Origin of the sequence: Thermocatellispora tengchongensis (genome assembly GCF_014202315.1) — a bacterium.
GTDB classification, from domain to species: Bacteria; Actinomycetota; Actinomycetes; order Streptosporangiales; family Streptosporangiaceae; genus Thermocatellispora; species Thermocatellispora tengchongensis.
This window is the reverse complement of sequence record NZ_JACHGN010000005.1, coordinates 273,913-286,086: the sequence shown is the minus strand read 5'-3', so window position 1 is coordinate 286,086 and position 12,174 is coordinate 273,913. Positions and strand designations below refer to the sequence as shown.

Here is a 12,174-nt window from a genome sequence, read left to right as displayed (position 1 = left end):
AACGTGCCGGTGTGTCAGGTTTTGGAGGTGCTCCCGTGGCGGAGCTTGTGGTCGGTCCGATGCTGCGGTATGCCGATTCGGAATGCGCGAGCGTGTGGGTGGAGACCGCCGAGCCGTGCACGGTCGCGGTGGTGGCGGGCGGGGCGCGTGCGCAGGAGCGCACGTTCACCGTGCACGGGCACCACTACGCGATCGTGGACGTCGAGGGGGTGCCGGGCGGCACGCCGTACGAGGTGGAGCTCGACGGCGTGCGCGTGTGGCCCCCGCAGGACGCCCCGCCGAGCCTGATCCGGCTGCCCCCGGCCGACAGGCGCCCGGTGCTGCTGTTCGGCTCCTGCCGCACCAGCGTGCCGCACGACACCGCGCACCTGCTCACCCACGGCGCCGACGCCCTGCGCGAGTACGGCCGCCGCCTGCGCGACATGCCGCAGGAGGACTGGCCCGATCTGCTGCTCCTGCTCGGCGACCAGGTCTACGCCGACGAGCCCTCGCGCGAGATGCTGGAGTTCATCGGCGAGCGCAGGAACGGCGAGGAGCCGGCGTACGAGATCGCCGACTTCGAGGAGTACGCCGAGCTGTACCGGCAGGCGTGGACCGAGCCGGAGATCCGCTGGCTGCTGTCCACCCTGCCCAGTGCGATGATCTTCGACGACCACGACCTGCGGGACGACTGGAACACCTCGGCGGCCTGGCGGGAGCAGATGGCCCGGGTGCCGTGGTGGCACCGGCGGCTGGTGGCGGGGCTCGGGTCGTACTGGGTCTACCAGCACCTCGGCAACCTGTCCCCGGCCGAGCGCGCCGCCGACCCGCTGCTGACCGCGCTGCGCGAGCGCACCGGCCAGGGCGTGGACGGCGCGGACCTGCTCGACGCGTACGCCGCGCGGGCCGACGAGCAGCCGGGCGCCAGCCGCTGGAGCTACGCCCGCGACCTCGGCGGCGGCACCCGGCTGATCATGCTCGACACCCGGTGCGCCCGCCAGGTCACCCCCGGCGACCGGCGGATGCTCGACCCGGCGGAGTGGGCCTGGCTCCGCGAGCAGGTGGAGGGGGCGGCGCACGGGCCGGCGGCCCGGCTGGTGATCGGCTCCTCGATCCCGGTGCTGCTGCCCAGCGGCATCCACCACGTCGAGACGTGGAACGAGGCGCTGTGCGACGGGGCCTGGGGCCGCCGGGTCGCACGCTGGTCGGAGACCCTGCGCCAGGCCATCGACCTGGAACACTGGGCCGCCTTCCGCCGCTCCTTCGAGGACCTGTGCCTGATGCTGGCCCGCTTCCCCGGCGAGGTCGTGCTGCTGTCGGGCGACGTGCACTACTCCTACGTCGCCAAGGCCCGCGGGCTGCCGATCCACCAGGTGGTGTGCTCCCCGATCCGCAACCCGTTGAGCAGGCTGCTGCGCCTGGCCAACGTCGTGGCCTCCTTCGGCCTGGCCGCGCTGCTCGGCGGCTGGCTGGCCGGGCTCGCGGGTCTGCCGCGCCGCCCGTTCGGCTGGCGCATCGTCAAGGGACCGTGGTTCGACAACTCCATCGCCACGCTCAGCCTGGGCGAGGTGGCCGAGGTGACCTGGCACCGCTCCACGGCCGAGCCCCGGGCGAGCGTCCGCCTGGAGCCCGGCCGCCGCAGACCGCTCCGTGTCAGCCGCGCAGCTCGCGAAGGGTCTCGGTGAAGCGGTCCAGCCCCCACATCAGGTCGTCCTCCGAGACCACGATCGGCGGCGCGAGGCGCACGGTCGAGCCGTGGGTGTCCTTGGCCAGGACGCCCCGCCGCAGCAACGCCTCGCAGAACGCCCGGCCGGTGCCGAGCGCCGGGTCGATGTCGATGCCGGCCCACAGGCCTCGGCCGCGCACCTCGACCACGCCCTCGCCCACCAGGCCGCGCAGCCGGTCGTGCAGCAGCTTGCCCAGCCGCGCGGCCCGCGCCTGGTACTCACCGGTGCTCAGCAGGTCGAGCACCGCGATGCCGACCGCGCACGCCAGCGGGTTGCCGCCGAAGGTCGATCCGTGCTGGCCGGGCTTGATCACGCCCAGCACGTCCTCGTCGGCGGCCACGGCCGACACCGGTACGACCCCGCCGCCGAGCGCCTTGCCCATGACGTACATGTCGGGCACCACGCCCTCGTGGTCGCAGGCGAACGTACGGCCGGTGCGGCCCAGGCCCGACTGGATCTCGTCGGCGACGAACAGCACCCGCCGCTCGGTGCAGATCTCGCGCACCTCGCGCAGGTAGCCGTCGGGCGGCACCAGCACGCCCGCCTCGCCCTGGATCGGCTCGATCAGCACCGCCACCGTGGTCTCGTCGATCGCCTCGCGGATCGCGTCGGCCGAGCCGTACTTCACCACCCGGAAGCCGGGCGTGTAGGGGCCGAAGCCGCCGCGGGCGTCGGGGTCGGTGGAGAAGCTCACGATCGTGGTGGTGCGGCCGTGGAAGTTGCCCTCGGCCACGATGATGGTGGCCTGTCCTTCGGGCACGCCCTTGACCTCGTAGCCCCACTTGCGGGCCACCTTGATCGCGGTCTCCACGGCCTCGGCGCCGGTGTTCATCGGCAGGATCATGTCCTTGCCGGTGAGATCCCCCAGACCCGAGCAGAACGCCGCGAACTGGTCGTGGAAGAACGCCCGGCTGGTCAGCGTGAGCCGGTCGAGCTGCTCGCGCGCCGCGGCGATGATCCGCGGGTTGCCGTGGCCGAAGTTGAGCGAGGAGTAGCCCGCCAGGCAGTCGAGGTAGCGCCGGCCCTCCACGTCGGTGACCCAGGCGCCCTCGGCGGAGCGGATCACCACGGGCAGCGGGTGGTAGTTGTGCGCGCTGCGCCGCTCGCTCACCTCGATGAGTTCGGACGACGTGTTCATGAGCGGATCTCCAGGGTGCAGCACTTGGGGCCGCCGCCGGCCTTGCGCAGCTCGGACATGTCCACCGGGACCACCTCGTACCCGCGGCGCTTGAGGTCGAGCTGCAGGTCGGCGGCCTCGGCGTTGACCACGATCGTACGGCCGTCGCTGACCGCGTTCAGCCCGAGCACGGCCGCGTCGGCGGCCGAGGCGACGACGGCGTCCGGGAACAGCCGGCGCAGCACCTCCAGGCTGCCGGGCGAGAACGCCCCGGGGAAGTAGGCCACGTTGCGCCCGTCGAGCGGGAACAGCGCGGTGTCGAGGTGGTAGTAGCGCGGATCGACGAGCTGGAGCGTGACGACCGGGCGGCCGAAGTACTCCTGCGCCTCCTTGTGCGCGCCGATCTCGGTGCGGAACCCGGTGCCCGCCAGCACCATGTCGTCCAGGACCAGGAAGTCGCCCTCGCCCTCGTTGGTGAAGGCGGCCTCCTTCGCCGGCATGCCGCGGGCGGCGAACCAGGACAGGTACGCCTCCGCCTCGGCGGCCCGCTCGGGATGAGTGAAGCGGGCGCCGTAGACCCGGCCGTCGATGACCAGGGCGCCGTTGGCGGCGAACACCATGTCGGGCAGCCCCTCGACCGGGTCGATGAGGCTGACGGTGTGCCCGAGCTCCTCGTAGGCGGACTTCAGGGCCTCCCACTGCCGGATCGCCAGCTCCCGGTCGGCCCCGGCCGCCGGGTCCATCCAGGGGTTGATGGCGTAGTCGATCGAGAAGTAGTCGGGCCGACACATCAGGTAGTGCCTGGACCGCATGTATCACTCCTTGCGCACGGCTCGATGACCGGGACAGCCCGGCTGACGAGGGGAAACGCCAATCAGCCTAGGAACGCGCGCGGTCTTCGGCCAGCTCTCCCCATTGCGCGCCCACGCCGATCCGTTGCGTTCTTCGGCCCTTTGGCGCCGATCCGTTGCTCAGGGCGTGGGGGCCGAGATGGGGGTGCCGTCGATGAGCCGCGTCAGGACGACCGCGCTCTTGGTCCTGACCACGAACGGCTCGGCGGCGATGCGCTCGATCACCTGCTCCACGTGCCGCATGTCGGTGGCCATGATGTGCAGCAGCGCGTCGGCCTCGCCGGTGACGGTGGCCGCGGAGATCACCTCGGGGTGCCGGGAGACGGCCAGGCCGATCTCGGCCGGGGAGGTCTTGCCGCGGCAGAACAGTTCCACGTACGCCTCGGTGGTCCAGCCCAGCGCGCGCGGCTGGACCCGCGCGGAGAACCCGGTGATCGCGCCCGTGTCGCGCAGCCGGTCCACCCGCCGCTTGACCGCCGAGGCCGACAGGCCGACCCGGTGCCCGATCTCGGCGTAGGTGGCACGCGCGTCCTCGATGAGCGCCCCGATGATGGCGCGATCCAGCCGATCCAACTCCACCTTGCCTGTATTAGCCGAAAAGGGGGCCGCGTGCGAAACGCGACCCCCTGCCATGAGCCGAATCGAGGACCGGCCGAGAGCCGATCGAGAGCCGATCGAGGACCTGCCGAGGACCTGCCGAGGACCGACGCGGGGCCCGGCCGAGGACCGGGCCGAGGACGGTCAGACGCGCTCGGCCTCGCCCTCCACCTCGCCGGTGGCCTGCTCCTGGACCTCCTCCGGGGATGCCTCCAGGTCGTCGCCGGAGTCGGCGACCGCGGACTCCTTGTCCAGCCTGACCCAGCTCGTCACGCTCTCGACGGCGAACAGCACGCCCAGGTACAGCGTGAGCGCGGCCACCACCCAGGTGCCCCAGCCGAACGCGGCGCCCGCGCCGATCAGCAGCAGGCGCAGCTCCCAGCCGAGGCCGGCCAGGAACACCCACGTGGGCGGCCAGATGCGCTGCCGGGTGCGGTACACGGTGTCGTAGGTGTGGTAGCCCACGACGTAGAGCAGCACGAACAGCAGCCACTTGGGCACGTCCGCGGTGATGCCGATGAGCAGCACGGCCAGGAACTCGGTGCCGCGGATCAGCGGGGGCACCAGCCAGTCGAAGCGGCCGAGGTGGTCGCGGGCCGAGGTCGGCACCACGAGCGCCACCATGACCAGCGCCGGGACGAGCAGGATCGGGCCCGGTTCGAGCACGCCGCTCACGCCGAGCGCGGCGACCGCGAGCAGGGCGGCCAGGGCGGCGGGCACCGCGGGCAGCCCCGGCCCCATCCGCTCGCGCAGCCAGGTGGCCAGCGGGCCGTCGTCGCGGTACGCGAGCAGGCGCGCGGTCTGCACCCTGCGCCGCTCCTCGTCGGGGTCGGGCAGCGGCACCGGGGTGGTCTGGGGATGAGTGATCATGCGAGCGACCTCATGAGACGTCCGGTCAGGGTGTAGGCGAAGGCGATGGAGCCCCAGATCACGAGCGTGAGGAAGGTGATGCGCGGCTCGAAGAACGCGGCGGTGATCGCGATGGCGGCGAACCGCTCGCCGATCGGGAAGACGATCATCTTGCGCGCCCAGTGGACGGGCCGGAACCTGCCGGCCTTGCTCCACATCTTCAGCAGCGCCCGTACGCCGGTGCGCCGGGCCACCCGGCGCTGCTCCAGCGCCGAGCGCAGCTCGGTGTCGGCGCTGACCGTCAGGTCCAGCGTCGGCAGCGGCGAGGGTGGCTTGCGGCGGTTCGCGGCGCCGAAGGAGAAGTCGAGCAGGTGGCGCACCGACTGCACGGCCAGCGCGATCAGCGCCAGCGTCCACACGTCGCCCTGGCCGGCCACCGCCGCGCCGATCGCCAGGCCGGCGAAGACGACGTACTCCTTGAACCGGTCGAAGGTGGCGTCGAGCCAGGCGCCCAGCACGCCGAACTTGCGGGCGTACCTGGCGAGCTGGCCGTCCACGCAGTCGAAGACGAACGCGAAGTAGATCAGCACCGCGCCCGCGACCGCCCCGGCGCGGGTGCCGGTGGCGAAGCAGGCCGCCGACGCCACGCCCAGGAAGATCGAGATCAGCGTCACCTGGTTCGGGGTCAGCCCGCGGCGGGCCGCCCAGCGCGCGATGAACCGGGAGTAGGTGCTGACGAAGAACGTGGTGAAGAAGCCGTCGGCGCCCTTGACCGCGTGGTTCAGCCGGGCGCGGTCCTCGTTGATCCCGGCCATCACCTCCAGCGCCTCGTCGGCGCGCTCCTGGGAGGTGATGCGGGCGTAGAACAGGTCGCGGCGGCCCCGGATGCCGACCGAGACGCCCCGGCGCACCAGGCACAGCACCAGGAGCTGGACCAGGTCGTCCTCGGGGCCGAGCAGGTGGGCCATGCCGGCCAGCTCGCGCGCCGCCTCGGCCAGGGTCGGCGCGTGCTTGGCGTGCAGGTGGAGCGGGCCGAGCAGCACGGCGTTGGGCCGGGTGACCGCGTGGAACGCCGAGCCGACCGAGACCACGCGCGACTTGCCGACGCGGGCGCGGACCATGAGGTCCTCGTGCACGTGGTCGCCGATCTCGGGCAGCGCCTCGCCGATCGGGACGTAGTCCTCCTCGACGACGCGCTCGCCGTTCTCGTCGGTGGGTTTGGGCTCCTTGGCGACCAGGGCGAGGGCGCCGCGCTTGGACTTGGTGATCTGGTAGATCAGCTCGTCGTGGATCAGCGAGTTGGCCGGGAGGATGAACAGGTTCTCCGTCGTGTCCTCGATCGCGTCGGCCAGGGCGCGCAGGTCGCCGGCGAGATCGGCGGTCTCGACGAGCGTGCCCGGATATCCGCGGTACTCGTCGGCGTCGGCGGCGCGGGCGATGGTCGTGGGCCTCGGGTCCAGCGATGCGAGCTGGCCGTACAGGCGACCGGTGACCGTGGGAGAACCCGGCAGCGCCGCGAGCAGCGGCCGGCCGGAGGGGGGAGTGAGGCCGGGGGAGGATCCCAGCAGGACCACGCGGGTCATGACAGCCTTTCGGGCACGTGCGGTGGCAGTGAACCAATGGCGCGGAGGAGGTCCGCCAGACGCCAAAGTCTAGTGACCTCATGGTCAAGTAAATCCACTTGAGGTTTACCCGTGATTCATCCGCGACGTACCGTCACGCACGGTTACGGCGAAGCCGGCGGCGATGCTCCCTAGACTGGTGAGTGTGAGTCTTTACCGTGATGAGGGTGTCGTGCTCCGCACGCAGAAGCTGGGCGAGGCCGACCGGATCATCACGATCCTCACCAAGCGCACCGGCAAGGTCCGCGGCGTGGCCAAGGGCGTGCGCCGCACCACGTCCAAGTTCGGGGCCAGGCTGGAGCCGTTCACCCACGTCGATCTCCAGTTGCACACCGGCCGCACGCTCGACGTCATCACCCAGGCCGAGACCCTGCGCCCCTACGGCGAGGCGCTGGCGGCCGACTACCCGAAGTACACCGCGGGCAGCGCCATGCTGGAGACCGCCGACCGGCTCACCCTGGGCGAGAAGGAGCCCGCGCTGCGCCAGTTCCTGCTGCTGGTCGGCGGGCTGCGCACCCTCGTGGAGGGCGAGCACGAGGCCAGGCTGGTGCTCGACGCCTACTTCCTGCGCTCGCTGGCCGTGGCCGGGTGGGCGCCCGCGCTGGAGTCCTGCGCCCGCTGCTCGGCGACCTCCGTACGCGCGTTCGCCATCGTCGCCGGGGGCGTGGTCTGCGCCGCCTGCCGCCCGGCCGGCGCCGCCGTGCCCGCCCCCGAGACCATCGCGCTCATGATCGCACTGCTGCGCGGCGACTGGCCCGCCGCCGACGCCTCCGAGTCGCGCCACCGGGCCGAGTGCAGCGGCCTGGTCGCCGCATACCTGCAATGGCACCTCGAACACGGCATACGCTCTCTCCGGCACGTCGAGCGCGTATGACACCCGTCTAAGGAGTTCACCGGTGAACGTCCGTCCCCCGTCCCCCCACCCGTCCGGGGTGACCCCGCCGCCCATCCCGCGCGACCTGGTGCCCCGGCACGTCGCGATCGTGATGGACGGCAACGGCCGCTGGGCCAAGCTGCGCCACCTGCCGCGCACCGAGGGGCACAAGGCGGGCGAGGCGTCGCTGTTCGACGTGATCGAGGGCGCGATCGAGCTGGGCATCCCCTACCTGTCGGCCTACGCCTTCTCCACCGAGAACTGGAAGCGCTCGCCCGATGAGGTGCGCTTCCTGATGGGCTTCAACCGCGACGTGATCCGCCGCCGCCGCGACGAGCTGAACGCGATGGGCGTACGGGTGCGGTGGGCCGGGCGGCCGGGCCGGCTGTGGAAGAGCGTGATCAAGGAGCTGCGCGACGCCGAGGAGATGACCCGCGGCAACGACGTGCTCACCCTGCAGTTCTGCGTCAACTACGGCGGGCGCGCCGAGATCGTGGACGCCGCGGTCAAGCTGGCCGCCGACATCGCCGCGGGCCGGGTCAGGCCGGACAAGGTGAACGAGCGCGCCTTCCACCGCTACCTGGACGAGCCCGAGATCCCCGACGTCGACCTGTTCGTGCGCTCCTCGGGCGAGCAGCGCTTCTCCAACTTCCTGCTGTGGCAGTCGGCGTACGCCGAGATGGTGTTCCTGGACCGGCTGTGGCCCGACTTCGACCGGCGCGACCTGTGGGAGGCGTGCGAGATCTTCGCCAAGCGCGACCGCCGTTACGGCGGCGCGGTGCCCAACGAGCAGCTCCCGCGCGAGGAGAGGCGCTGAGGCCGGCGGCTCAGCGTGAGGCGGCGACGGCGATCTCGAAGAACTCCAGGCCCAGCACCAGGATGACCGCGGTCGCGACCGCGGCCAGCAGGCGGAACCGCGTGACCACCCGCCGCCCCTGCGGCCCGCCGATCCCGTCGCCCGCCGCCCTCCCGGCGGGCACGGCGTCCAGGGGCCGGGCCGCGTCACCCGGCTTCCGCGGCGCGGGCAGCAGCTCTGCGTGGTGGGCGAGGTAGCCCGCCGGGAACGACTTCACCCTGATGTCACCGCATTCCGGACAGACGGCCTCCGCCCACGGGGGCTGCACCGGAACCTCCGAACGCAGCCAGACGACCGTTTCGTTGCCGTGCCCGTCGGACTGCCTCCTGACGAGGTACTCCTCCTGCCAGACGTGAAGACAGTGCAGGCACTCGAACGGCCAGGTCTCGCGGGCGCTGAACCCTTCCTGCACGAGGACCACCCCCCGCCGTGACGACTCCTACCCCTCCGAGTCTCCGCGCGGTGTGGCCCAGATCACAAGGCAGGAGATCGATACTGCAGGCAAGGAAATGGTTGCGTAGAGTAACGAACAGGGTATCTGTGGCCGCGGGGACCGGGCGGGTGGGCGGAGCGGCCTCCAGAGGGCGTGTACGGCGTCCGGGCGAGGCCGGGCTGTCCGGGGCGTCGCGGCGGGCGGGCACAGGGCGTCAGGCGTGGCGTCGGGGCGGGCACAGGGCGTTGGACGTGGCGTCGGGGCGGGGACAGGGCGTTGGACGTGACTTCTGGGGCCCGGCCGGGGCGTCAGATGTGGCGTCCGGGCGGGACGGGGCGTCAGGCGTGACCTCTGAGGCGCGGACGGGCGTCAGGGGCGGCGTCCCTTCGCGGCCGGGGCGTCAGGCGCGGCGGCGGGCGCGGTAGGCGGCCACGTGCATGCGGTTGCCGCAGGTGCGGCTGTCGCAGTAGACCCGCGAGCGGTTGCGCGACTCGTCAACGAAGACCCGGGCGCAGTCGGGCGCCGAGCAGGTGCGCAGCCGCTCCCACTCGCCCTCGACGATCAGGTGGGCCAGGGCGATGCCGCAGTCGGCGGCGAGGTGCTCGGCCACCGAGGCGCCCGGCGCGAAATAGTGCACGTGCAACGGATGGCCGTCGTGATCGACCAGGCGCGGCGTCATACGGGTCTCGCTCAGCAGCGTGTTGAGCCGGATCACGGCGGTGGCCAGGTCGGGTGCGGTGAAGACCCGGTGGAACGCCTCGCGCAGCGCCCGGACCTGGTCCAGGTCGCTCTCGGCGAGCGCGGAGACGCCGCTCACCTGGCGTTGGCGCAGGAACTCGCCGAGCTGGTCCAGGCCGGCAAGTCCTTCGCCGCCACCGGTCGCGGGAGAGGTGTTGATGAGCTCCACGACGGTGGCGAGTGAGTACGCCATGTCATGACTGAATGGCATGTTGACTCCTGTCTCGCCCGGGTTCTAGCGTGTCGTGAAGCGTATAACCCCTAGGCCCCTCAGGGGACCACACCGCGAAGTGAGGTCTCCTGAGGGGCCCCCACACAAGACGGCGGAAGGGCTCCCGGGTGACGCGAGAACCGGCACGGGATCGTGGCGTCGTCCTCATCGCCGTCACGGGCGCGCTGATCATCGCCACCTCGGCCACGCTGGTGCGGCTCTCCGGCGTGGCGCCGGCCACGTCGGCGTTCTACCGCTGCCTGTACGCCGTGCCGCCGCTCGTCGTCCTGGCCTGGCTGGAACGGCGCCGGCTGGGCCCCATGGCGACCCGGGAGCGCCTCCTGGCCTGGGCCGCGGGGATCTTCTTCGGCCTGGACCTGGTGTTCTGGCACCACTCCATAGGCTACGTCGGCGCGGGGCCGGCCACGGTGCTGGGCAACCTCCAGGTGTTCGTGGTCGCCTTCGCCGCCTGGGCCCTGTTCGCCGAGCGGCCCTCGCGGGCCCTGATGATCGGCACGCCGGTCGTGTTCGCCGGGGTCGTACTGATCTCCGGCCTGTTCGACAGCCGGGCGTACGGCGAGAATCCGGGCCTCGGCGTGGCCTACGGCGTGGCCACCTCGCTCACGTACGCCGCCTTCATGCTGATCATGCGTGCCGGGTCGGGCGGCAGGCGCCGCGTGGCGGGCCCGCTCGCGCACGCCACCCTCGTCGCCGCCCTGCTGATCGCCGCGGTGAGCCCGCTGTCGGGCGGCGCCGACTTCACGCCCTCCTGGCCCGCGCACGCCTGGCTGCTGGCGCTGGCCCTGGGGCCTCAGGTCGGCGGCTGGATGCTGATCACGTACGCGCTGCCGCGCCAGCCCGCGGCGCTGACCGCGCTGCTGCTGCTCATCCAGCCGATCGGCTCGCTAGCCGTCTCGGCCGCCGTGCTCGGCGAGCGCCCCTCGCCGCTCCAGCTCGCCGGCTGCGCCGTGATCGCCCTGGGAGTGCTGTACGGCTCGCGCCGCGATCAGCCCGCCCGCAGCGCCGACGCGCAGGACGAGCAGGTGCCGAAGACCTCGACCGTGTGAGTGATGTCGCTGAAGCCGTGCTCCCTGCCCACGGTCTCGGCCCAGCGCTCCACCGCGGGCCCGGCCACCTCGACCGTGCGCCCGCACCGCCGGCACACCAGATGGTGGTGGTGATCCCCGCTCGCGCACGCCCGGTAGACCGCCTCACCGTCGTCGGTGCGCAGCACGTCGACCTGCCCGTTGTCGGCCAGCGCCTGCAACGCGCGGTAGACCGTGGTCAGGCCGATCTTGGCGCCCTCGGCGCGCATCTCGGCGTAGATGTCCTGCGCGCTGCGGAAACCGGTGCTGCGGCGGAGGATGTCGTGAACGGCGTCTCTGCGGCTGCTCATCGGTAGCTCCCCCTCCTCGCTCGCCGCGCTCGCTGCGTCGGGTTCGCTCCAGTGCTCATGGGCTCGACTCCCGGGTTCGGCTTCGGCGTACGAGCGTACCGACCCCCAGCGAGACGGCGAACCCGGCCAGGGCCAGCAGCACGATCGCGGCGCCCGGCGCCACGTCCACGTACGCGGTGTAGGTCAGCCCGCCGACCGTCGCCACGACCCCGAACACCATCGCGATCAGCAGCGTCGCCCGGAAGCCCCGGGTGAGCTGCTGCCCGGCCGCCACCGGCACCACCATCAGCGCGCTCACCAGCAGCAGGCCGACCACGCGCATCGCGACCACGACGGTCAGCGCGGCGGTCACCGCGATCAGCAGGCTCAGGAACCGCACCGGCAGCCCGCTGGCCTTGGCGACCTCCTCGTCCTGGCACAGCACGAACAGCTCACGGCCGAAGACCACCACGATCCCCAGCACGGCGACGGTCAGCGCGCCGATCACCCACAGATCCTCCTGCGTGACGCTGCTGATCGAGCCGAACAGGTACGACATCAGCGTGGCGTTGCTGCCGGTCTCGGACAGTCCGATCAGCAGCACGCCGCCCGCGATGCCGCCGTAGAACAGCAGGGCGAGCGCCACGTCGCCCCCGGTCCTGCCGCGCTCGCGCACCAGCTCGATCGCCACCGCGCCGAGCACCGCCACCACCACCGCGGTCAGCACCGGGGCCGTGCCGGTCAGGAAGCCCAGCGCCACCCCGGTGAGCGCGACGTGCCCGATGCCGTCGCCGAGCAGGGCCAGCCGCCGCTGCACGATGAAGGTGCCCACGGCGGGCGCGCACAGCCCGACCAGCAGCGCGGCGATCAGCGCCCGCTGCATGATCGAGGATTGGAGGAGGTCGAACACGGGGGTCACGTCCAGACGGGTCGAGGGGGTCGGTC

At 72.2% G+C, this 12,174-nt stretch carries 13 protein-coding genes; 4 read left to right on the top strand and 9 right to left on the bottom strand.

The annotated features are described in order from the left end of the window. Positions 1–35 precede the first annotated feature (35 nt). Positions 36–1,664, top strand: coding sequence for an alkaline phosphatase D family protein (locus HNP84_RS13425; protein ID WP_185049994.1), 1,629 nt, complete (start codon positions 36–38; stop codon positions 1,662–1,664). On the opposite strand, the gene rocD is transcribed toward HNP84_RS13425, so the two are convergent. The 5 genes from rocD to HNP84_RS54930 all read right to left on the bottom strand — a co-directional run bounded on the left by rocD (position 1,633) and on the right by HNP84_RS54930 (position 6,703). After that, positions 1,633–2,844 (bottom strand): ornithine--oxo-acid transaminase, encoded by a 1,212-nt coding sequence (rocD, locus tag HNP84_RS13420; protein WP_185049993.1) that lies wholly within the window; start codon positions 2,842–2,844, stop codon positions 1,633–1,635. The genes HNP84_RS13425 and rocD overlap by 32 nt on opposite strands. Continuing rightward, positions 2,841–3,635 carry a dimethylargininase gene (ddaH, locus tag HNP84_RS13415; protein ID WP_185049992.1) on the bottom strand — a complete coding sequence of 265 codons (795 nt, stop codon included), beginning with the start codon at positions 3,633–3,635 and terminating at the stop codon, positions 2,841–2,843. The genes rocD and ddaH overlap by 4 nt, the downstream gene beginning before the upstream one ends. Positions 3,636–3,794: 159 nt before the next feature. Next, positions 3,795–4,253, bottom strand: a complete 459-nt coding sequence (locus HNP84_RS13410) for an Lrp/AsnC family transcriptional regulator (RefSeq protein WP_185049991.1) — start codon at positions 4,251–4,253, stop codon at positions 3,795–3,797. 162 nt (positions 4,254–4,415) lie between these two features. Beyond that, on the bottom strand, positions 4,416–5,141 hold the full coding sequence (locus HNP84_RS54935) for a DUF5941 domain-containing protein (protein ID WP_185049990.1): 726 nt from the start codon (positions 5,139–5,141) through the stop codon (positions 4,416–4,418). Further along, the gene (locus HNP84_RS54930) at positions 5,138–6,703 is read right to left on the bottom strand and encodes a CDP-alcohol phosphatidyltransferase family protein (RefSeq protein ID WP_185049989.1); all 1,566 of its coding nucleotides are present in this window, start codon (positions 6,701–6,703) and stop codon (positions 5,138–5,140) included. The genes HNP84_RS54935 and HNP84_RS54930 overlap by 4 nt, the downstream gene beginning before the upstream one ends. Before the next feature lie 184 nt (positions 6,704–6,887). On the opposite strand from HNP84_RS54930, the gene recO reads away from it, so the two are divergent. Both recO and HNP84_RS13390 read left to right on the top strand, forming a co-directional pair. Continuing rightward, positions 6,888–7,616, top strand: coding sequence for a DNA repair protein RecO (gene recO / locus HNP84_RS13395; protein WP_185049988.1), 729 nt, complete (start codon positions 6,888–6,890; stop codon positions 7,614–7,616). A gap of 22 nt (positions 7,617–7,638) precedes the next feature. Continuing rightward, positions 7,639–8,433 carry an isoprenyl transferase gene (locus HNP84_RS13390; RefSeq protein ID WP_185049987.1) on the top strand — a complete coding sequence of 265 codons (795 nt, stop codon included), beginning with the start codon at positions 7,639–7,641 and terminating at the stop codon, positions 8,431–8,433. 10 nt (positions 8,434–8,443) lie between these two features. Here the strand turns inward: HNP84_RS13390 and HNP84_RS13385 are convergent, their stop codons facing one another. Together HNP84_RS13385 and HNP84_RS13380 are read right to left on the bottom strand one after the other, a co-directional pair. Further along, complete coding sequence (locus HNP84_RS13385) at positions 8,444–8,884, bottom strand: hypothetical protein (RefSeq protein ID WP_185049986.1); 441 nt, start codon at positions 8,882–8,884, stop codon at positions 8,444–8,446. A 421-nt stretch (positions 8,885–9,305) separates the two neighbouring features. Continuing rightward, on the bottom strand, positions 9,306–9,854 hold the full coding sequence (locus HNP84_RS13380) for a CGNR zinc finger domain-containing protein (RefSeq protein ID WP_185049985.1): 549 nt from the start codon (positions 9,852–9,854) through the stop codon (positions 9,306–9,308). A 128-nt stretch (positions 9,855–9,982) separates the two neighbouring features. Here HNP84_RS13380 and HNP84_RS13375 point away from each other — a divergent pair, with 128 nt between their 5' ends. After that, positions 9,983–10,921: a DMT family transporter gene (locus tag HNP84_RS13375; RefSeq protein WP_185049984.1), complete on the top strand. Its 939-nt coding sequence runs from the start codon at positions 9,983–9,985 to the stop codon at positions 10,919–10,921. Here HNP84_RS13375 and HNP84_RS13370 read toward each other — a convergent pair. Next, positions 10,861–11,250, bottom strand: coding sequence for a Fur family transcriptional regulator (locus HNP84_RS13370; protein ID WP_185049983.1), 390 nt, complete (start codon positions 11,248–11,250; stop codon positions 10,861–10,863). The genes HNP84_RS13375 and HNP84_RS13370 overlap by 61 nt on opposite strands. A gap of 55 nt (positions 11,251–11,305) precedes the next feature. Then, positions 11,306–12,139, bottom strand: coding sequence for a metal ABC transporter permease (locus tag HNP84_RS13365; RefSeq protein WP_185050270.1), 834 nt, complete (start codon positions 12,137–12,139; stop codon positions 11,306–11,308). Between the last annotated feature and the right edge of the window lie 35 nt (positions 12,140–12,174).